The following is a 20127-nucleotide window of genomic DNA, read 5'->3' on the forward strand; positions in this document are numbered from 1 at the left end:
AGCATCAATATTTTGATAGAAAAAAGAAACACTATGTCAGGCTGGGGAGGGGAAACTTGAACTGGACCATAGAGCAGTTGCGCGCCTTTGTCACGGCCGCCGAAAAAGGATCGTTCTCTGCGGCGGGTCGCGCCATGGGCAAGGCGCAGTCGGTGGTGAGCACGCATATCGCCATGCTGGAGGACAGTCTCGGCGTGGAACTTTTCGATCGTTCGTCGCGTTCTCCCGTGCTCACCGAAGCCGGTCGGGCGCTTCTTCCCGAGGCGCGCGCCGTGCTCCGGCAGAGTCATCGCTTTGATTCCTGCGCCATTGCCCAGTACAGCGGCGAGGCCGTGCTGCTCAACATCGTGGTGAGTCACGGCGTGCCTTTTCAGGGGATATCCGAGGCGATGGCGTCGCTGACGGAAAAATATCCTTTCCTGAGCGGAAGTTTTCACATCGTGTCGCTGGACAGCGTGTGGAAGCAGGTGAGCGAGGGAGACGCGCAGATAGGCATTGTGGGCGGGCATCTGCCGGAAACCAAGAGCAACTGTGAAGTCGTCTGCCTCGGTCAGCTTCGTTACTGTCTGGTGGCTTCGCGCAATTCGCCGCTCGGTCAGAAGAAAAACGTGACCGTGGAAGATCTCGCGCAGTATCGGCACATCGTGTTCAACCGTTCGCGCGCGGAGCGGTATCTGCTGAACTCTCAGTACTGGGAAGTGAACGACGTGGTGGCGGCCATGTACTGGGCGTCGCTCGGCATAGGCTGGGCCGTGGTGCCGCTGGGGCTGGCTCAGCGCATTGCGCGCGACGAATCCATGAAGAACCTCGTCATTCTCGACATGGACAACATGTCGTTCGTGGCGCACAACATCTATCTCATCTGGAACAACGTCTTCAGCCGTCGCGACATTCTGGAAGACCTCTGCCGCGATTTGAAGACCTATTATCAGCAGGCCTTTGAACAGGGCGACAACATGTTCTGAGACGCGCCGGGCGAGAGCCCGGGCGTTCTTCGGAGCGAGTCGCTCCGGCTGTTGACCGACGTTGGAAGCGCCTCCGGCGCATCGAGCCCGTCCATGAGACGGGCTTTGTTATTTAAAGGATGAGACGCGAAGCTGCGGCGGGGATGAGCGCGTTCCGAAGGCGTGCTCACGGCCTCTCGAGCCGAAGGCATGCTCACGGCCCCTCGAAACATCGGCCGGGGAGGAGCGGCGTGCGGGAGCTGTCCGGCGCGACGCCGCAGAACGGGCGGCGGCGAGACGTCGGGCGCCGGGAGCGCTGCTCCGGAGGCAGGCCCCCCGGTGTCGGCAGCGGGGCAAGAGAATGCAGGGCCGCAGCCTTGCGAGTTCATGCGGTTGCCGGGCGCAGACTGCAACGCTCAGGCAATGACGCATGCAGGCTCTCCGACGTCATGGTTCTGTATTATGAAATAAGACAACAGATGTCCTGTTCGGTTTTGCATAGGAATGTTTTTCTTTATCCGGGCCTCATCTGGAGCGCATCGGAACGCAAACAAGGCGAAAAAAGAGGGCCGTTCGGCGCTTTTTATTCTGAAATGCGTTTTTATGAAAAAATAAATAAAATATTACAATGAGATAAAATATTTTATGTTTATAATTTACAAGCGTTTTAGCAGTATATATAAGTTTATTGATAATTTTCCTTTTCAAAGGAGATTAAGACGTGTTCGACGTACCTGTGCAGACAAGTGCCCGGGGGAAAAAAGCAGGGCTTTGGAGCGGAGCGGCCGGAATGCCTGCCTCGGCTTCCGGCGACAAGGAGCGGAAAAGAGGCGCGGCGTTGCGGGAAAGCCGCTCCGCCGAACGCCGGGAGAGCGGTGGGCCGCGGAACAGCGTTCCGCCGCGGGAAGGCGCTTTGTTGCGGAGCGCACTGACGAAAGAGAGCGACGGGCGAAAGGTCCGGCGGGCGTTTTGGCCCGCGCAGGGCAGCGCCTCTGAACATACGACTTTTGGGGGGAAAGATGACGTCGTCGGTCGCGGCAGAAAAGGGGGCGGCGTCGAATGCGGAAGTCATGCGCTGAGGCGCGGCTCCGGATCGCCCGGCAGCATGGCGATGACGGGGGAATCCGTCATGGAGGCGGACTCGGGAGCCCTGAGGGCGGAGCGCTCCTGGTGGCGCGTCAATGTTCCGTTGAGTCTTTCGGGCTCGGAGCGTCCGATGACGGCGACGGAGCCGGAGGCGAACCGGTCAGCGTCTGGCGACGCGCCGGGCCGTGACGTAGTAGCGATCCCAGTAGTTGACGGAGAGCGATTCGATGCGCACGCGGGCCCGGGGCTTGGGACTGTGGATGAAACTGTTCTGGCCGACGTAGATGCCCGTGTGATAGCCGGAGCGCGGAATGCGGAAAACCACGATGTCGCCGGGGCGCAGACTGCCGCGGGAAATGCGTTTGCCCGCGCTGGCCTGATCGCGGCTGATGCGGGGCACGGAAATGCCGTTGCTGGCGCAGGCCCAGTACACGAGTCCGGAGCAGTCGAAGCCGCGCGAAGGCGAGGAGCCGCCGGACACGTAGGGACGGCCGAGCTGACTTTTGGCCGTGGCGGCGATGGCCGCGCCGCTGCCGGAAACGGCGCGGGGCTGTTGATAGGACGGTCTGTAGGTCTGTTTGCCGCAGCCAGCGGTCATGAGAAGGGCCACGCACAGAAGAAGCAGCGGAACATACCGATAGAGGGAATGATCGCGATGTGTCGTCATGACGGACCTGCCGGAGTTGAAAGTGCAATATTTTTTTTGTAGGTCATCCCGGGGCAACTTGCAAGTGTGGCCTCATTTTTATGTTGATGTTGTACAGTTATTTTTAATAGTTGTATAAAACAAACCTTGAAATGACGAAATTGTTTATTCAATTTCAGGATATTTCTATAAGATGATGTGGTATTATTTTTTCCTGTTCCTTTCTTGACGCAAAGTATCAAAAGTGAAATACACTGTTATCAGTGTTTTGTATTGCTTTCTCATGAAAGTAACAGGATTATGTGGCGGAAAAGTTGCTTTCTGTAAAATTGAGGAGGAATTTATGGTATCGGAACTTTCCACTCTCATTCACAATCTTGTTCTGGACAATCCCGTGCCTGCGAAAGACCTGGCGAAGGCCATAGGCAAGCCGTATTCCACCCTGCTCAGGGAAGTGAATCCGTATGATACGGGAGCCAAGCTCGGCGCGGAAACACTGCTGCAGATCATGATGCAGACCGGCGACACCAAGCCGCTGGAGTACATGGCGGGCAAGCTCGGCTATTCGTTGGTGGCCGCCAGAAACGACGCGCCGCACGTCACGCCCGGAGCCTTTCAGGGGGCCGGTTCCGGCGTGAATGCGTCCGTTCCCGCGCTGGACGGACGTCAGAACGGTGAAAAGGAACACCGGGCCTGATTCGGTTCTGCGCAAACAGGACAGGAATCATGAGGGCGGAGGCAGGGGGGAAAGCTGTCTTCGCCTTTTTTTGCGTGCGCAGGCGGCGCTCGTTTCGAGGGGAGCCTGCGCACGGTCTGAACAAAAAAGGCCCCGGCAGACAGGCGAATGTCGTGCCGGAGCCGAGGAGGAGTTAACGAAAAAGGGCGCAACCGTGTTGCGCCCTTTTGGGAACCGGACACCCGGCAACAACCGTTACCGTTGCTTCCTTTCGGACCTGGCGGGGTTGGCGGCGCGACCGCCGTCCGGTTCCCGGAACTTATAAGCGAAAGGCAGTATAGACGGGGGCGGGGAATCTGTCAAGATCGGTCGGCATGCGCGGGCGTTGCCGCATCGTTGTCCGGCACGTTCGGAGCATGCGGCGCACAAAGCGATGTTGGACAACTCGTTTGAAGCGTGGTTCATGATCGCGGAATTCGTTTTTTTCAAAAGCCCTGAACAGGCGACTTCATCCGCAAGCCTGCCCGGCGTGCGACGTGCTGCGGCGCGGGTGCGGAGGCGTCCGAAGGGGGGAGGATGCGGCAAAACCGGGCGGCTTCGTCATGGTCCTCGGGGCGGCTTTGGAAAGAAAATGGGGAAAGAACGAAAAAAACGCTTGCCAAGGCATGGGCTTTGCTATACAAAAACAGCTGTGCCCAGGTGGTGGAATTGGTAGACACACTATCTTGAGGTGGTAGCGCCGAATGGCGTGGGAGTTCGAGTCTCCCCCTGGGCACCAGTGCGAGAACAGGAGCTGCAAACTACGGTTTGCAGCTCTTTTCGTTTAATCGACGCATCGACCGGTTTTGATGTTTGTGCGTCGGCTGAATTTGTTTTTGTTGCATCGGGCGGGCGCGGAGGCTGCGGCAGGCAAGGCACGGCCATGATTGTGCATTGTCTGTTCCGGCGCGCTCCGGCGATGGGCGGCAGCATGGTGGGCTTCTGCCAGTCGGCGCCGCGTGCTGCGGACGCGTCTGGCCGGGGCAGCGTGATCCGGTTGAGGATGTTTGATGGTAGCGGACGGCGTTTGCGTGTCGGTCGAAGGAAGGAGCGTGCCTCGCGGCAGCAGAACGGGAGCAGGAGGAAGGAGTTCATGAGGAGCAGGAGGGAGAATTGGGCGCTGTCGGTGGCGGCGGCGCTGCTTGCGGCGTTTTTGTTCACGGCGTGCGCGCCGCAGAGCGGAACGTCGGATAGTCGAGGCGAAGGGCTGGAGCTTGTTGTTTTGCACACCAACGACACGCATTCCTTTCTTGCGGGCATGGACAGCCGCGGCAACGCCAGTCTGGACGGCCGGAACAGCTCGGGCGGGCTCGGGCGCGTGGCTGCGGCCATGAAGGCGGCGCGCCGGAGCCGGGACAACGTGATTGCGCTTGACGCCGGAGATCAGTTTCAGGGCACGCTTTTTTACAGCGTGAACAAGTGGCCCATGATTGCGGAGGTGGACCGCGCCGTGCCGTGGGACGCCATGACACTGGGCAATCATGAGTTTGACGAGGGCTGTGCGGAGCTTTCCCGTTTTCTGAAGCAGACGCCCGTGCCGGTGCTGGCCGCCAATCTGACGCCGGAGACGGGGTGTCCTCTGCGGGAAAGCGGAACCCGGGCGCATCTGGTGAAGATGGTGCGCGGCGAGAAGGTGGGCATTGTGGGCCTTGCCAACGACGAGGTGAAAACGTTGTCCGCAGCCTGCGGGCACACCGCATTTTCGCAGGCCCGGGACACGCTGGAGCGCGAAGTGAAGGCGCTGGAGGCGCAGGGCGTGAAGCACATTGTGGCGATCACGCATCTCGGTCTGCCCGAAGACCGGCGACTCGCCCGTTCGGTGAACGGCGTGGACGTGATCGTGGGCGGGCATACGCACAGCTATCTCGGTCCGTCGCCGTCCGACGGTCCGTATCCCGTGGTGGAGCACGCGCCGGACGGCGCGCCCGTGCTGGTGGTGACGGCCGGACGCGGCGCGAAGTATCTCGGCGAGCTGACCGTGCGCTTCGATGGGCGCGGCGTTCCCTGCGCTTGGAGCGGTTCCGCCGTGGAGCTTTCCTCCGACATGCCGGTGGATCCAGAGGTGCAGCGGCTCATTGATCGCTATGCCGCCACGCTGACCGCGCTGCGTTCCGAGGTTGTGGGCAGTCAGCGCTTGTCTTTGCCCGACGGCATGGAACTCTGCCGCGAGGGAGACTGCCTCAGCGGCATGGTCACGGCGGACGCCATGCTGGAATACGGGCGTCCGCACGGGGCGGTGGCGGCGCTGTGCAACGGCGGAGCGCTGCGGGCGGCGCTTCCTGCGGGAACGATTACGCGGGGCGACGTGCTTTCGGTGCATCCGTTCGGCAATGCGGTGCTGCTGCGCGAATATTCGGGCGCGCAGCTTCTGGCGGCGCTGGAGCACGGGGTGTCCGGCGAGAATGCGCGGGGGCCGCAGCTTTTGCAGACGGCCGGGCTGCGTTATGAAGTGGACGGCAGCCTTCCTGCGGGGCGGCGCGTGACGAAGGCGGAAGTGCTGGATGCGCAGGGCCGCGCAACGCCTCTTGAGCCCGAAGGCCGCTACGTGACGGCGCTTGCTGATTTTCTTGCGGACGGCGGCGACGGCTACGCCATGCTGAAGCAGGGCAGAGTGGTTTCCGCGCCCGATCCGCTGGTGGCGGACGTGGTGGAGAACTATCTCAAGGCGCACAATCCGCTGCCGGAACCTCGGGTCGGACGCCTGACGCGTTTGCGCTGAACGCTGATTCTCCGCTCTCCGACGCACGGCGCTTTCCGGCAGGCCGGCCGACTGGATCCGGGAACGCCGTTTTCCGCGCTTTGCGCACGGCGCTTTCCCCCTGCCGAAGAACCGCGCCTGCGACGCTCCTGTTTTCCTCCCACCATACCCTCCCCATTTTAAAGGATTTACCCCCTCCATTAAAAGTTTTAGGAAGGAGGATAGGGGCTCGGGGGAAGGCGCCTTTTTCAAAAGGGTCCTTCCCCCGCTACTCTCACCTTCCAAGGAGTTCTCTCATGACGGCGCGGGCATTGTTTTCTCTGAAGGATCTGGAGGCGTGCGATGCGCGTCTGGCGCTCGGGGCGGCGCGTTTTGTGGAGAAGGAGCTCGGCGCGGACATCCGGGGCAGGAGGCTGGTGGTGGCGCTGTCCGGCGGGGCGGATTCCACGGCGCTGCTCACGATGTTCTGTGCGCTGCGCGGTATGCTCGGCGTATCGCTGTTTGCGGCGCATCTCGATCATGGTCTCCGGGCGGAGAGCGCGGCGGAGGCGCAGGCGGCGGGGGAGCTTTGTTGCCGGTTCGGCGTGCCTTTTTTTGTGAAGTGCGCGGATGTGGGAGCGCTGGCGCAGGCGCAGCGCTGCGGCGTGGAGGAGGCCGGACGCCGGGCCCGCTACGAATTTCTGGAAGAGTGCCGCGCGGCGACGGGCTCACGCTGGGTGCTCACGGCGCATCATGTGGGGGATCTGGCGGAAGACGTGCTCATGCGTTTGTCCCGCGGGGCGCTGTGGCCCGGGCTTGGGGGCATGAAGGGCCTTGTGGACGAGCCGGGGCGGCATGTGCTGCGTCCGCTGCTCATGCTGGAGAAGGCCCAGCTTGAAGGACTGCTGCGGCGGGTCGGTCTGGCGTGGCAGGAAGACGCCTCCAATCGGAGCCGAGCGTGGAAGCGCAACCGCATGCGGCATGACGTGGTTCCGCTGCTGCTGGCGGAGAATCCTTCGTTTTACGAGAGCGTGCGTCGCCTCTGGAGAGCCGCCCGCCGGGACGAGCGCGACTGGGCGGCCACCGGGGCGCCGGCGCTGGAAGAGCGGGACGGCGGCGTGCTTCTCTCCGACGCTTCGCTTGCTGCGCTCGGCGAATCGGGCAGGCTGCGCGCCATGGCCGAGGCGCTGCGGAAACTTGGGGGAGAAGCGCGGGCCGACACGCTGGAATCGCTGGAAGCGGCGTGGGAGCGGAGACATTTTCCGCGTCGATTTTCCTTCGGCGGAGGCGTGAAGGCGGAACTTTCCGGCGCGGGCGTCTGGTTTCATCTCGCTCCGGGGCGTTGAAGGGCGCGGATCCGTCGTCTGTTCTTTTGCTGTAACACTATGCAAGAATTGAACAAAACCGCGTCGAGAGCGCGCAAAATCTGATAAGAAACCGCGCAATACGCTGTTTTTATTCATGGAAATTTCTTACTGAATGTTTCCGACCCCCGCCGAGACGCGCTTTTGACCTTTTGCCTTACCCTTGCCAGCTGGTGTAGGGTGCTTATTTAGCAGCAGAGAGAAGGATAAGCCTTCCATTTTTTTCTCGCGAGGAGTATTGCCATGCCGCTGTATGATTTTGAATGCAAAGATTGCCGGCACACGTTTGAAGAGCTGGCTTTTGACGACGATGACGTCATCAGCTGCCCGAAGTGCGGGTCGCAGAACACGGCCCGTCTTGTTTCGGCCCCCAGCCCTCTGAAAACGGGAGCCTTCCCCTTCAAGATAGGGCCGAGACCGGCCTGGATGAACGACAAAAGACTCAATCGCAACAGCCCCTGCCACGGCAACTGTTCCTCGTGCGGCGGAGGAGCGGGCGGAACGGGGGGCGCGCAGTAAGCCTTTGCTCCCGTAATTACAATGGCATGGACGGCTCTTGCGGGATACAAGGAATTCAAGAGTCCTTCTTTCGCCTGAACGAAGAATTTACAAGGAGTTCCCATGAACGGCATCCTTAAAAAAACGGCTCTCGCCGTAACGGGTTTCATGTTTCTGGCCTCTTCGGCCACGGCGGCTCCCATGCTGCCCAATTTCGTGCCGCTGGCGAAAAACGCCGGTCCGGCAGTGGTGAACATCAGCACCGAGAGGGAAGTGGAAAGCCCCGTCATGGGCATGTTCAACTTCCCCGGCATGGATCAGTTCTTTGAACAGTTCGGCGGCCCCTTCGGCATGCGTCCCGGCCAGCCCGCGCCCAAGCAGAAGAGTTCCGCGCTCGGCTCCGGCTTCATCATTTCCGCCGACGGCTACATCGTCACCAACAACCACGTTGTGGAAGACGCCGACAAGATTACCGTCAAGCTCAACGGCGACAAGTCCGACGGCCTGCCCGCGAAGATCGTGGGCACCGACTCCGAAACCGATCTTGCCCTGCTCAAGGTGGAAAGCAAGACGCCCCTGCCCGTGCTCCGCTTCGGCGATTCCGACGCCATGGAAGTGGGCGACTGGGTGGTGGCCATCGGCAACCCCTTCGGCCTGAGCAACACCGTGACGGCCGGCATTCTGAGCGCCAAGGGCCGCGACATCCACGCCGGTCCCTTCGACAACTTCCTCCAGACCGACGCCTCCATCAACCCCGGCAACAGCGGCGGCCCGCTCATCAACATGGCCGGTGAAGTCATCGGCATCAACACCGCCATTTCCGCCAACGGGCAGGGCATCGGCTTCGCCATTCCCAGCAGTCTGGCCTCCAAGGTCATCAACGATCTGCGCGAAGGCAAGAAGGTGAGCCGCGGCTGGCTCGGCGTGACCATTCAGGACGTGGATGAAAACACCGCCAAGGCCCTTGGTCTCAAGAGCGCGGGCGGCGCGCTCATCGGCTCCGTGCTCGACAACGAACCCGCCGCCAAGGCCGGTCTGCGCGCGGGCGACGTGATCGTCAAGGTGGGCGACACCAGCATCGACAGCGCTTCCGCGCTCACCCGCAGCGTGGCCGGACTCAAGCCCGACACCAAGGTGGACATCGTGGTGATGCGCAACGGCAAGGAAGTGAAGACCACCGTGAAGCTCGGCGAACGCTCGTCCCACAACACGACGACGCAGAGCTCCGGCCAGCAGAGCGAAGGCGGCGACCTCGGCGTGAGCATCAAGCCGCTTACCCCTGAAGACGCCCGGGCGCTCCAGCTTTCCGGCGACGTGAAGGGCCTGCTCGTGGTGGGCGTGAAGGGCGACGGCCCCGCGGCTGAAGCCGGCGTGCGCACCGGCGACGTCATCCTTTCCGCCAACCTCCAGCCCGTGACCAGCGCCAAGGAACTGGTTTCCATCGTGCGCAAGGAAGGCAAGGAACGCGGCGCCGTCATGCTCCAGATCAACCGCCGCGGCGACACCTTCTTCATCACCGTGTCGCTGGACAACAAATAATCGCCTGACACAGGCAGAACTTCCGCGCGGCGGGTGCAAACCCGCCGCGTTTTTGGTTAAGATGGCGGGGAAAGGAGGAAACCCTTTTGAAAAAGGCTCCTTTCCCCGCGCTCCCATCCTCTTTCCGAAAACTTTTTTTTACCGAGCGAGCGTTGTCGGACTCTGGCGGAGCGCACTGCTGCACAGAAGATGCTCGCGGCCGGGAGCAGGAGAGACGACAGGGAAGGGGAAGGCAGGGGGAGGCGGCTCCTGCATCTGGCGGGCAGGGCGTTGCAAGCGCTGCGTCGGCGTGCAAGCGTCGGCCTCGGCCAGGGGCAGGGCGAAGCTTGCCGTTTTTCAAAAAAACGGGGGATTTTTATGATCGGCGTTCTTAGGCTCTGGACGAAGCGCTCATTCCCCTCTATTTTCCTGTGGTCCGCGTCTTGTGGAGGGCGCGGGAGAGCTGTGCCGAGCCATAATCGGTTCCTTTCGTCCCACGGAGTGTTCATGTCTGTTTCACCTTTTAAAAGCGCCGGGGCGCGCCTGTTCATGGCGTCCATTCTTGGTTTTCTTGCCGCCATGGGGCCCCTGTGCACGGATTTATATCTCCCCGCCCTGCCGGACATGGCGGCGGAACTCGGCAGCGCGCCTTCACAGATGCAGCTCAGCATTACGGCCTGTCTGCTCGGACTTTCCCTCGGGCAGATCGTGCTCGGCCCCCTCAGCGACGCCAGAGGCCGCAAGCTCCCGTTGCTCGTTTCCCTGGCCGTGTTCATCGTGGCCTCGTTTCTGTGCGCGGAGGCCTCAAGCGTTACCGAACTCATTGCCCTGCGCTTCATTCAGGGGCTGGCGGGCAGCGGCGGCGTGGTGCTCTCCCGCGCCGTGGCCTGCGACTTGTTCCGCGGCACGGAGCTGACAAAGTTCTTCTCCCTGCTCATGCTCATCAACGGCGTGGCGCCCATCTTCGGCCCGGTCATCGGCGGACAGATTCTGCGCTTTTCCAGCTGGTCGGGCATCTTTTTCTTCCTTTCTCTCTGCGGCGTGGCACAGTTTTCTCTGGTGCTCTTCGGCTGCCCGGAAACCCTTCCCCCGGAAAAACGCATTCAGGGCGGCATGGGGCAGTCCGTGCGCGCCATGCTCCGCCTGTTCGGCAACCGCGTCTTCCTCGCCTACATGCTCATTCAGGGCTTCGTCATGGCGGGCTTTTTCGGCTACATTTCCGCCTCGCCCTTCGTGCTCCAGAATATTTACGGACTCTCCGCGCAGCAGTACGCCCTGTGCTTCGGCTTCAACGGCTTCGGCATCATGATCTTCGCCCAGATCACGGGCCGTCTCTGCACCGCCTACGGCGACAGAGTCGTGCTCGGTGTCGGCGCGGCGCTTTCCCTGTTCGCTTCGCTGTGCGTGCTTGCGGTCGGCGCGCTGCATCTGCCCGCAGCCTTCATGATCGCCTCGCTGTTCCTGTTCGTGTCGTGCATCGGCATCACCACGACCACGAGCTTCTCTCTGGCCATCGCTTCCCAGACCGAGGGCGCGGGCAGCGCGTCCGGTCTGCTCGGCGTCACGTCCTTCGTGTTCGGCGCGGCCACGTCGCCCCTCGTGGGCCTCGGCGGCGCAGGCACCTCCCTGCCCATGGCCGTCGTGGCCGTGGCTTCCGGCTTGCTCGTGCTGTTCTTCTTCCGCATGGCCGGCAAGGCGCGTCGCGCTTCCTCCCGTCGGCCGTAGCGCTGCCGGGCGGATGGCGCCGCTTCCGGCCGTCGTTTTCGTCCGCGCCCCGCGCCGGGCGCGCATGAGGCGCATGCCGTAAAAAAGGGCGGCTTCCTTCGGGAAGTCGCCCTTGCGTCAGGCGCGGCACGTCGGGGAGGAGACATAGGAGTCCGCGTTACTCTTCCGCCGCCTGAACGCTGACGTTGCTTTGAACGTGCATGACATGCACGGCGCAGCCCAGTCACGGATCAAAGGCGCGCACCAGCCGCCCGGCGTTGACCGGACTGTCTTCGTAGGGCACGCTCAGCCCCACGAGCGCTTCTTCCATGGGGCCGCGCAATCCCGCGTCGTCACGCGGGGAGGCGTTCCACAAGGTGGCGGGCAGCACCTGATAGAAGCTCAGACGTCCGTTTTCCACGCGCAGGCAGTGCATGAGCGAGCCGCGCGGCGCTTCGGTGAGCGAGAAGCCCGCGGCGTTCGTCAGGCGCGGCATGGGCGCAAGCGGATCTGCGCCGGGGTCAAGGGCGTCGAGCCAGCCTTCCATGGCTTTGGCCACAAACCATGTTTCCTCGGCCCTGGCCAGATGCCTGCCCATGATCGAAAACAAGAAATCCTCCCCGAGCTCCCGGAACGTGCGCGCCCGCACTCCGAGATGCCTCGGCGCAAGTTCCCGTCCCATGGGGGAGAGTTCCATGTTCCCCACCCACATGCGCGCGTGCGGGCCCACTTCCATGGGCATGCCGTTGTAGCGCGCGGCCTTGGAAAAACTGTAGGCTCCGGCCTTGTTCAGATCCACGGTGAGCGGCGGCGCGCTGAACGGACTGCCGCCCGACGACGCCGTGAACCACGAATACCGCACGTTTTCCATGACCTTGTCCGGCTCGAAGGGGTATTCCCTGCCGCCGGCCCACACGCCCGGCCGGATGGCGTACTCGCCGGTATCCGGGTGCGGAAACACGCCCATGCACATGGCCGTGGCCCATCCCTTGCCCGTGTGGGCGAGATCGTCGTAGCGCTGCGAAAGCAGATACAGCAGCGGCACGTAGCGCGTTTCCACAAATTCGCGCACCGTCTTCAGGCGGGAGCGGAATTCCTGAATCTGTCCGGCCGTGGACGGAGCCGACGTTCCCCCGGGCACGATGCCGTGTACGTGGGGCATGCGTCCGCCGAAGATGGCCGCCATTTCATGGCACAGCGCGCGGATGTCCAGCGATTCCAGATACTGATCGAGCATCATGCGCGTGGCGGCTTCGCCGAGGCGCAGATCGGGATGCTTCTGCCGCGGCGCAAAAGGCGCGGCGTCCGGCCCCTGAAAGAAATCCTGACTGGAGAGCTGATAAAAGCTCAGAATGTGCGATTGCAGAAAGTTGGCGCCTTGCATTAAATTTCGGAGCAGCCTGCCCTCGCGCGGCGGAGTGAGCTTTGCCGCGTCTTCGAGCGCCATGCACGAGGCGAGCGCGTGGGAAACAGGGCACACTCCGCAGATGCGCTGCACGATTTGCGGGGCGTCCATGGGATCGCGTCCGAGCAGGATGGTTTCAAAGCCCCGGAACATGCCGCCGGTGAGCCAGGCGTCCTTCACGACGCCGTCGGCGACGTCGAGACGCGCCTTGAGATGGCCTTCAATGCGGGTGATGGGATCAATGGCGATGGAAACGGCCATGACTTCTTCCTTGCGTTTGGCCTGCGTTTTTCCTCACGGAGCGGTGCAGGCGTGAATGACGGTTGTCGGCGGCGCACTCTTGCGCAGGCCCGGAAAACGAGCCTCTCGGCGTCGTTGCACGTCGGAGAGCGGCGCGGCGACACGCCTGGCTTTCGACGGCAGGAGGGCGGCGCATCGTTACCAGAGGTTTTTCTGATAGAACGGCGACTGCCCGTCGGGGAAATCGGGCTGCACGCAGCCAATGCACAGCGCGTTTTCCACGCACCAGTTCACGCGGCCGTTCCAGCGGCGCAGGGGGGAATCGCACCACGCGCCCGGGCCCTTGCAGCCTATGCCGTAGCGGCAGCCCGCCTTGTCGATGAGGCTTTTGGCCATGGTTCCTTCATCGAACAGGTAGAGGTAGGGGCAGTTTTCATGCGTGGTGTTGCCGTAGAAGGCCCGCGGACGCCCCCAGGCGTCCAGCGAGGCGGCCACTTCCTGCACGCCTCCGGCAAGGCCGCGTCGTTCCACGGCGTCCAGTAGAATGAGAATGGAACCCACCATCCAGTCGGGATGGGGCGGGCAGCCGGGAATGTTGACGACGGGCGTGCCTATGCCTTTTCTGCGAAAGAATTCCTGCACGCCCACCGCGCCGGTGACGGAGCCGTGCGCCGCGGTCACGCCGCCGTAGGCCGCGCAGGTTCCCACGGCAAGCACGACGGCCGCATGCGGCGCAAGCTTTTCCAGCATGACGGAAAGCGGAAACTCTTCGTGCCCCGCTTCGCCGATGATGCAGAAGCGGCCGTCTTCCTCTTCCGACACCGCGCCTTCCTGCACCAGTACGAAGCCGCCGCTGTTTTCTTCCGCCGAGCGCAGCATGAATTCCACGGCGCCTTCGCCTTCGTCGGCCATGAGCGTGGGATGAAAGTCCATGCGGATGACGTGCAGCAGCACGTCGGCGATGCGCGGATGCAGACTGTTCAGAATGGACACGGAACAGCCCGTGCAGCCCATGCCCTGCAGCCAGAACACCGGAGGCCGGACGGCCGTGAGGGTTTCGGCCAGCGCCTGAGGCACGCAGGGGGAGAAGGCGCGGGTGACGCCGCCGAGCGCCGCGGCCATGAGGGATGTGCGCAGAAATGATCTGCGGGAAAAGGGCGGGCGGACGCCCTGAATGTCGTTGTCCATGGAACCTCCTCGCGGGGGAAAGCCCTTGCGGAAAGCCTGACGCACTCGCGGTGATACGGCCATGATTTTCCCGACGAGGCGATGCGCCGACCGGCGGCGCAGGGGGGCGGTCAGGCAAAGCGGCGTTCCCTGGGCTCAACCTTGCTGGCCCCCCCGGAGTGTCCCCGGACGCGGCAGGAGACGCAGAGAAAGGAGCCTTCGGGAAGCAAATGGGGGAGGGGGCACGCGGACGCTTGCCGCCTGCCTGCGCTGGAGAAACTCCGCAGAGCGCCGGAATGCCTTTGGAGAGCACGGCGAATCGTTCCGGCAACCTGGGAGAATCACAAAGAAAAACAGCAGTAATGATTTCTTATTGACAATCGTTCTTATTATTGTTACTACCGAATCACCAGTGATATTGAGGAGCAAACATGTCCAAGACAAGGATGACGAACCAGCGTCGAATCATTCTTGAGGAACTGCGAAAGGTGGACACTCATCCCACGGTTGACGAGCTGTACACCATAGTCAAGGCCCGCATGCCGCACATCAGTCTGGGAACGGTCTATCGCAATCTGGATCTTCTGGCTGAAATGGGCGAAGTGTTGAAAATAGACTCCGCCGGGAGCATGCGCCGTTTTGACGGAAGAGTGGAACCTCACCGCCATGTGCGCTGTCATGTGTGCGGGCGCGTGGCCGACGTGTTCACGGACGGGGAGGATGAACCGGGAATCGGTTCTCTCCGCGTGCCCGGATTCAAGATAACCACCGTGCGGGTGGAATACGACGGCATTTGTGAAGAATGCGAGCGCAAGTCTGCCGAACTGGCGGACGAGATGCAGGGTGCGAACCAGAGGCGCGCCTGTTGACAACCCCCTCTGCCTACCATCAGGAGAATCTTCCATGAAATCTTTGAAGGGTACCCAGACTGAAAAGAACATTCTCATCGCCTTTGCCGGCGAATCTCAGGCCCGCAACCGCTACACCTACTTTGCCTCGCAGGCCAAGAAGGACGGCTATGTGGAAATGCAGAAGGCCTTCGAGGAAATCGCCAATCAGGAAAAGGAACACGCCAAGCGTCTGTTCAAGTTCCTGGAAGGCGGCGCCGTGGAAATTACGGCCAGCTATCCTGCGGGCGTCATCGGCAGCACGCTCGACAACCTGAAGGCCGCCGCGGCCGGTGAAAACGAGGAATACTCCGACATGTATCCTTCCTTCGCCGACGTGGCCGAGGCCGAAGGCTTCCCGGCAATTGCCGCGGTCATGCGCAACATTGCGGTGGCTGAAAAGCATCACGAAGCCCGTTTCCTGGCGTTTGCCGCCGCGATCGAAGCCGGCACCGTGTTCAAGTCCGAAACTCCCCGCGTGTGGCGCTGCCAGAACTGCGGCTATGTGCATGAAGGTCTTGAAGCTCCCGAATCCTGCCCCGCCTGCGCTCATCCGCGCGAATACTTCCAGGCTCTGTAAGAGTCGCGACGAAGCCTCGAACCCGACCGGAACTTCCGGTTGCCGCTTCGCAGGGGACGTCCTCCCGTCCCGGTGCGAGGCGTAACGTCGCAGATCCGGGCCGGACGGCGGGGTCCCCGTCCCGGCCCGATGATGTTTCCTCGGCGGTCTCGTTATGGGGATGTTTCTGCCGCGGGTGATGCCTCGGCGGACGCTCCCTGAGAGACGTTCCCCCTTCTCTTCGGAGGAGGGGGAATTTTTTATGGTGGCTCATGCCCCGCGGGATGGACGCTTCCGACGGCGGGCGCTCCGGGCGCGGAGTGTTTCAAGGCGCGGTGAAAATGTGCGGACAGGCACTCGGCGTGTTCTTTGTTCCGTGCGCCGTCCCGACCGTTTCCTGAATCCCGTTGTTTTTTCTCTTGCCAAACGGGAAGAATGGAGGCATATTTTCCGCTGCTGGACCCGTAGCTCAGTTGGTAGAGCCCCCGGCTCATAACCGGATTGTCGTAGGTTCGAGGCCTGCCGGGTCCACCACCCTTGCATAACAACGAACGGACATGGATAAGCTTCCATGTCCGTTTCTTTTTTGGGAAAATCCGTCAGGCAGGCCGGAGCGGCATAAAAAATTTTCCCACAGGTCTGCGCAGGCGCGGCAGGTTCCGCGCTGCAAGTCTGCCGCTTTTCGGAACCGACGTGCGTCGAACGCCGCCTTCTTTTTATATCTTTCTTCAGCGCTGATGCGCGGCGTCGCCAAGAAGCGCCAGCGCGGCGGAAAACGCTTCCTCCGGCGTGACGCGCAGCAGACATTGCGGATCGTCGCATTCGGTTTTGGCACAGGGCTGACAGGGCAGGTCGGGCCGCAGTTCCCGGTGCAGGGGCGAGGGATATTTCCACGCCGTGCCCGAGGCTCCGGGAATGACGAGGCTGGGCACGCCGAGCGCCACGGCCATGTGCCGGGGCGAGGAGCAGTTGCCTATGAGCAGACGGGCCTGCGCAAGACAGGCGGCCGAAATGCGGATGGCGGGAATCGGTTCGGGCGTCAGCATTTTTTCCGGAGTCAGGCCGAATTCCAGCGCCAGGGCGCGCAGGTGTTCGATGTCCTCTTCTTCGCCAGGGCCGCGCAGAAGCAGGAAGCGGAAGGCGTCGTTTTCTCCGGCCAGAAGGCGCATGAGGGCGGCAAAGCGTTCCGCAGGCCAGCGCTTGGAGGCGCGGCGGTGGGTGGAGTCCACGGCAATGAGCGTGTGTTCCGGCCTCAGCCCGCATGCGGCAAGCAGATGCTTTGCCTGTTCGCGCTCTTCGTCCGTCAGGTAGATGCGCGGTCCTTCGCCGTTCCAGCGTATGCCGAACGGCGCAAGCAGCGAAACTTTGGTCTGAGATGCGTAGCCTTCCTGCGGCTCCACCAGGCAGTTGCAGCGCAGCCGGGAAAGAAACGATCCCGGAAAGGACAGACGCACGGGCGCGCCGCTCAGAAGCGTCATCATGCGGCAGCGCGGAAGCTGCTGCAGATCAATGACCACATCGAAGTTGCAGGCGGCCACGCGGCGGTAGAAGGCCAGCTGACGGAAAAAACCGCCGCTTTTGTCGATGAGATGAAAGGCGTCGATGAAAGGATTGTGCCGGAGCAGCGGTTCGCATTTTTTTTCGGTGAAAAGGTGCAGCTCGGCCTGCGGAAAGCGTTTTTTCAGCACCTCGAACACGGGCGAGGCCAGCAGAACATCGCCGATCTGCCGCTGCTGGCAGACCAGAATGCGCTTCGGATTCAGCGTGGAAAGGTCGATCATGATTCCCTCTCTTGAGGCCGCCGCTACTGCGCCGGGGCGTCCGTCTTGCGCCAGTAGGCAAGAAATTCCTGATTCCCCTTGGGGCCCTTGATGGCCGCAGGCGTGACCCCGAGACACTCCAGCCCTTCATTCTGCATGAAGGCGAGCACCTTGTCCACGGCGTCCTGACGCACGGCTTCGTCGCGCACCACGCCCTTCACGGTCTGCCCCGGCCCCACCTCGAACTGCGGTTTGATGAGTCCCACGGCAATGCCGCCGTTTTTCAGCCAGCGCAGGCAGTGCGGCAGCACCATGGTGAGCGAAATGAACGACACGTCGGCCACGATCATGTCCACGGGCTCGGGCACGGTTTCCGCCGGAGCCGTGCGCAGGTTGACCCCTTCGCGGGAAATCACGCGCGGATCGGCCCGCAGACGTTCGTGAAGCTGGGCGTGCCCCACGTCCACGGCATAGACGCGGCTTGCGCCGTACTGCAGCAGGCAGTCGGTAAAGCCGCCGGTGGAGGCTCCCGCGTCGAGACAGACAAAGCCCGTGACGTCGATGTGATAATGTTCCAGCGCGGTGAGCAGCTTGTACGCGCCGCGGCTGACGAAACGCTCCACGCCCACGAGCTGGAAGCGTGTCGTGATTTTGTAGGGATGCCCGGGTTTCTGCACGATTTCCGGGTTTCGTTCGGGATGCGCTTCGTCCGGCGCAAGGGCCACCTTGCCCGCCATGATGAGGCGGCGGGCCTGTTCCTTGCTTTCGGCGAGTCCCTGTTCAAAAACGAGCTGGTCGGCGCGGGCCTTGGCTATCATGATGATTTCCTCCGGTTCTGGTTGTACCGGCAAGAAAAAGGGATGGCAAGCTGCAAGAGTCCGCGATCGGCGGAAGGATGTGCCCGCCTGCCTGGAAAGAGGCGTCGGATAAGAATGCCCGCGGGCGGCAAGTCGGGGGAAAAGTCGGAGGGCGGATCAGGGGGCGGGATTAGGACGCGTTTGGAGAGGACGGACGTCATGACGGTACGACGCGTCGGCACTTCGCGGGAAAAGGCGCAGGGGGCGGCAGGCGCTGATGCCGGGGAATGTCGGGAGAGCCGTTTTTTCGATGGTCGGACGCGGCTGCCCGGGGGCGGACGCAAAAAAAGGGGCCGACATGCGGCCCCTTCTTGCGACGGTGTGGGAAAGAGGAGGACTAGTCGCCTTCTTCTTCGGCGAAGCGGGCTCCGGCTTCGGGGCTGAATTCGCCTTCCCAGCGGGAAACCACGATGGCGCCGGTGGCGTCGCCGAGCACGTTGACGGAGGTGCGGGCCATGTCCATCACGCGGTCGATGCCGGCGATGATGGCGATGCCTTCCAGCGGAATGCCTACCTGGGTGAACACGATGGAGCTCATGAGCAGGCCTGCACCGGGCACGCCCACGGTGCCGATGGAGGCCAGCACGCCCACGAGAATGACTTCAAACTGCTTGTCGAAGGGCATGGGAATGCCGTAGAGCTCGGCCACGAAAATGGCCACCACGCCCATGTACACGGCGGTGCCGTCCATGTTGATGGTGTTGCCGAGCGGAATGGAGAAGGAGGCCACGGGCTTGGAGGCGCCGAGCTTCTGCACCTGAATGAGGTTGGTGGAGAGGGCGGCGGCGCTGGAGCAGGTGGTGAAGGAAATGATCATGGGCGCGGCCAGCATCTTGAAGAAGAGCGGAATGCTGAGTCCGCAGGCCTTCACGAGGGGCAGGTAGCACACGAAGACGTGGCACACGCACGCCAGGTACATGACGCCGATGACCTTGATGAGCGGCAGCAGCACGGCCACGCCGTGGCTGGCCACGGTGAAGGCGATGAGGCCGAACACGCCGAAGGGCGCATAGACCATGACCATGTTGGTCACCTTGATCATGACTTCGGCGCAGCCTTCAAAGAAGGAAAGCACGGTTTTGCCGCGTTCGCCCACGGCGCTCAGACCGAATCCGAAGATCATGGCGAAGAAGATGACCTGCAGCATGTTGCCCTTGCTCATGGAGTCGATGGGGTTGAGCGGCACGATGTCGAGGAAGACGTCCACCATTCTGGGGGCCTGCACGGCCTGAGCCTTGAGGCCTTCGGTGGAAAGATTGAGGCCTTCGCCGGGATTCAGAAGATTGGCGAACACAAGGCCGATGAACACGGCCACGGCGGTGGTGCAGAAATAATAGACGAGCGTCTTGGAGGCCAGACGGCCGAGCTTGCTGATGTCGCCCACGCTGGCGGCGCCGGCGACGATGGTGGCGAGCACCAGCGGCACGACGACCATGCGGATGAGGTTGATGAAGAGCTGACCTATGGGCTTGAACCAGGCGGGATCAAAGCCCATGGAGGGGGCGGCGAGACCGGCGGCCACGCCGAGGGCCATGCCTATGGCCATCTGCACGGGCAGACTGATGCGGTTTTTCATGAAATCTCCTCCGAGATATGAAGGCCGTTGCGGAAAAACGGCGGAATGAGTGGAAGATGGGCGTCCGGCTCGCGCTGCTCCGTGCAATGTCCGGCACGCCGGTGATCCGTTCTTTTACAAAATCGGAAAAAATCAGAACGCCAGACATCTTTTCCATGAAAGAATCCATCTGTCAAGCCGGGGCCGCGCGGAAACGACGTCGCTCTGATATGACTCTTTTGTAGAAAAAAGAATCGCTGTTTTGTCGTTCCGCCTTGTCGGAAAGAAGCAGCACGCCGTATTTACAGTGAATTTTTCTGCAGCAAGGCGTTTGTTCCTGGGAAAGGCCGCCGCGCTCTCCGGAGGGAAAGCATTTGCCTTGCTGCGGGCTTTGAGGCATAGTCTCGCAGGCAATCATTCCATTGACAAAGGAGGTATGCGTCCGTTTTTCCGTTTCCGGTCCCGAATGTCCACCCTGAGCCGTGTGCTTGAGAACCACGTAAAAAACAAGCGCCGTGTGCTTGAAAACCACGTAAAAAACAAGC

General features: G+C 62.1%; 16 protein-coding genes, 2 tRNA genes and 1 other RNA gene. 11 read left to right on the top strand and 8 right to left on the bottom strand.

Features of this window, described 5'->3' with window-relative positions; all coding sequences use genetic code 11:
- The first annotated feature begins 56 nt into the window (after positions 1-56).
- Positions 57-965, top strand: coding sequence for a LysR family transcriptional regulator (locus Q0K02_RS07575; protein WP_294486915.1), 909 nt, complete (start codon positions 57-59; stop codon positions 963-965).
- Positions 966-2190: 1225 nt separating this feature from the next.
- On the opposite strand, the gene Q0K02_RS07580 is transcribed toward Q0K02_RS07575, so the two are convergent.
- On the bottom strand, positions 2191-2697 hold the full coding sequence (locus Q0K02_RS07580) for a C40 family peptidase (RefSeq protein ID WP_294486918.1): 507 nt from the start codon (positions 2695-2697) through the stop codon (positions 2191-2193).
- 322 nt (positions 2698-3019) lie between these two features.
- On the opposite strand from Q0K02_RS07580, the gene Q0K02_RS07585 reads away from it, so the two are divergent.
- Complete coding sequence (locus tag Q0K02_RS07585) at positions 3020-3373, top strand: phage regulatory CII family protein (RefSeq protein ID WP_294486921.1); 354 nt, start codon at positions 3020-3022, stop codon at positions 3371-3373.
- Between the two features lie 201 nt (positions 3374-3574).
- On the opposite strand, the gene ffs is transcribed toward Q0K02_RS07585, so the two are convergent.
- Positions 3575-3670, bottom strand: an RNA gene (ffs, locus tag Q0K02_RS07590) — signal recognition particle sRNA small type.
- A 375-nt stretch (positions 3671-4045) separates the two neighbouring features.
- Here ffs and Q0K02_RS07595 point away from each other — a divergent pair.
- The 6 genes from Q0K02_RS07595 (at position 4046) to Q0K02_RS07620 (ending at position 11173) form a co-directional block, all read left to right on the top strand.
- A tRNA-Leu gene (locus Q0K02_RS07595) sits at positions 4046-4130 on the top strand.
- Between the two features lie 354 nt (positions 4131-4484).
- A complete protein-coding gene (locus Q0K02_RS07600; RefSeq protein ID WP_294486922.1) occupies positions 4485-6110 on the top strand; it encodes a bifunctional metallophosphatase/5'-nucleotidase in 1626 nt (541 codons plus the stop codon).
- A gap of 275 nt (positions 6111-6385) precedes the next feature.
- Complete coding sequence (gene tilS / locus Q0K02_RS07605) at positions 6386-7414, top strand: tRNA lysidine(34) synthetase TilS (protein WP_294486924.1); 1029 nt, start codon at positions 6386-6388, stop codon at positions 7412-7414.
- Between the two features lie 261 nt (positions 7415-7675).
- Positions 7676-7951 carry a zinc ribbon domain-containing protein gene (locus Q0K02_RS07610; RefSeq protein WP_294486927.1) on the top strand — a complete coding sequence of 92 codons (276 nt, stop codon included), beginning with the start codon at positions 7676-7678 and terminating at the stop codon, positions 7949-7951.
- Between the two features lie 102 nt (positions 7952-8053).
- Complete coding sequence (locus tag Q0K02_RS07615; protein WP_294486929.1) at positions 8054-9469, top strand: DegQ family serine endoprotease; 1416 nt, start codon at positions 8054-8056, stop codon at positions 9467-9469.
- A gap of 486 nt (positions 9470-9955) precedes the next feature.
- Entirely contained in the window at positions 9956-11173 is a 1218-nt protein-coding gene (locus tag Q0K02_RS07620) for a multidrug effflux MFS transporter (RefSeq protein WP_294486932.1), read from the top strand.
- A 223-nt stretch (positions 11174-11396) separates the two neighbouring features.
- On the opposite strand, the gene hysA is transcribed toward Q0K02_RS07620, so the two are convergent.
- Both hysA and Q0K02_RS07630 read right to left on the bottom strand, forming a co-directional pair.
- Positions 11397-12818 carry a NiFeSe hydrogenase large subunit HysA gene (gene hysA / locus Q0K02_RS07625; RefSeq protein ID WP_294486935.1) on the bottom strand — a complete coding sequence of 474 codons (1422 nt, stop codon included), beginning with the start codon at positions 12816-12818 and terminating at the stop codon, positions 11397-11399.
- A 177-nt stretch (positions 12819-12995) separates the two neighbouring features.
- Positions 12996-13985: a hydrogenase small subunit gene (locus Q0K02_RS07630; RefSeq protein WP_294486937.1), complete on the bottom strand. Its 990-nt coding sequence runs from the start codon at positions 13983-13985 to the stop codon at positions 12996-12998.
- A 410-nt stretch (positions 13986-14395) separates the two neighbouring features.
- Here Q0K02_RS07630 and Q0K02_RS07635 point away from each other — a divergent pair, with 410 nt between their 5' ends.
- The 3 genes from Q0K02_RS07635 (at position 14396) to Q0K02_RS07645 (ending at position 15944) form a co-directional block, all read left to right on the top strand.
- On the top strand, positions 14396-14833 hold the full coding sequence (locus tag Q0K02_RS07635; protein WP_294486943.1) for a transcriptional repressor: 438 nt from the start codon (positions 14396-14398) through the stop codon (positions 14831-14833).
- Positions 14834-14867: 34 nt separating this feature from the next.
- Positions 14868-15431, top strand: a complete 564-nt coding sequence (gene rbr, locus Q0K02_RS07640) for a rubrerythrin (protein ID WP_294486945.1) — start codon at positions 14868-14870, stop codon at positions 15429-15431.
- 437 nt (positions 15432-15868) lie between these two features.
- Positions 15869-15944, top strand: a tRNA-Ile gene (locus tag Q0K02_RS07645).
- Positions 15945-16138: 194 nt separating this feature from the next.
- Here Q0K02_RS07645 and Q0K02_RS07650 read toward each other — a convergent pair.
- The 4 genes from Q0K02_RS07650 to Q0K02_RS07665 all read right to left on the bottom strand — a co-directional run.
- Positions 16139-17191, bottom strand: coding sequence for a glycosyltransferase family 9 protein (locus Q0K02_RS07650; protein WP_294486948.1), 1053 nt, complete (start codon positions 17189-17191; stop codon positions 16139-16141).
- Between the two features lie 23 nt (positions 17192-17214).
- Positions 17215-17988, bottom strand: a complete 774-nt coding sequence (locus Q0K02_RS07655) for a TlyA family RNA methyltransferase (RefSeq protein ID WP_294486952.1) — start codon at positions 17986-17988, stop codon at positions 17215-17217.
- 376 nt (positions 17989-18364) lie between these two features.
- A complete protein-coding gene (locus Q0K02_RS07660) occupies positions 18365-19603 on the bottom strand; it encodes a dicarboxylate/amino acid:cation symporter (RefSeq protein WP_294486955.1) in 1239 nt (412 codons plus the stop codon).
- A gap of 172 nt (positions 19604-19775) precedes the next feature.
- On the bottom strand, positions 19776-20127 hold a 352-nt coding region (locus Q0K02_RS07665), incomplete at its 5' end, for a hypothetical protein (RefSeq protein ID WP_294486959.1).

This window comes from uncultured Mailhella sp., from assembly GCF_944324995.1.
Classification (GTDB): domain Bacteria; phylum Desulfobacterota; class Desulfovibrionia; order Desulfovibrionales; family Desulfovibrionaceae; genus Mailhella.

Coding starts and splice junctions, on each gene's coding strand:
- Q0K02_RS07620 (WP_294486932.1), top strand. CDS start 9,956: ATGTCTGTTTCACCTTTTAAAAGCGCCGGGGCGCGCCTGTTCATGGCG.
- Q0K02_RS07615 (WP_294486929.1), top strand. CDS start 8,054: ATGAACGGCATCCTTAAAAAAACGGCTCTCGCCGTAACGGGTTTCATG.
- Q0K02_RS07650 (WP_294486948.1), bottom strand. CDS start 17,191: ATGATCGACCTTTCCACGCTGAATCCGAAGCGCATTCTGGTCTGCCAG.
- tilS (WP_294486924.1), top strand. CDS start 6,386: ATGACGGCGCGGGCATTGTTTTCTCTGAAGGATCTGGAGGCGTGCGAT.
- Q0K02_RS07585 (WP_294486921.1), top strand. CDS start 3,020: ATGGTATCGGAACTTTCCACTCTCATTCACAATCTTGTTCTGGACAAT.
- hysA (WP_294486935.1), bottom strand. CDS start 12,818: ATGGCCGTTTCCATCGCCATTGATCCCATCACCCGCATTGAAGGCCAT.
- Q0K02_RS07660 (WP_294486955.1), bottom strand. CDS start 19,603: ATGAAAAACCGCATCAGTCTGCCCGTGCAGATGGCCATAGGCATGGCC.
- Q0K02_RS07600 (WP_294486922.1), top strand. CDS start 4,485: ATGAGGAGCAGGAGGGAGAATTGGGCGCTGTCGGTGGCGGCGGCGCTG.
- Q0K02_RS07630 (WP_294486937.1), bottom strand. CDS start 13,985: ATGGACAACGACATTCAGGGCGTCCGCCCGCCCTTTTCCCGCAGATCA.
- Q0K02_RS07635 (WP_294486943.1), top strand. CDS start 14,396: ATGTCCAAGACAAGGATGACGAACCAGCGTCGAATCATTCTTGAGGAA.
- Q0K02_RS07580 (WP_294486918.1), bottom strand. CDS start 2,697: ATGACGACACATCGCGATCATTCCCTCTATCGGTATGTTCCGCTGCTT.
- Q0K02_RS07610 (WP_294486927.1), top strand. CDS start 7,676: ATGCCGCTGTATGATTTTGAATGCAAAGATTGCCGGCACACGTTTGAA.
- Q0K02_RS07655 (WP_294486952.1), bottom strand. CDS start 17,988: ATGATAGCCAAGGCCCGCGCCGACCAGCTCGTTTTTGAACAGGGACTC.
- rbr (WP_294486945.1), top strand. CDS start 14,868: ATGAAATCTTTGAAGGGTACCCAGACTGAAAAGAACATTCTCATCGCC.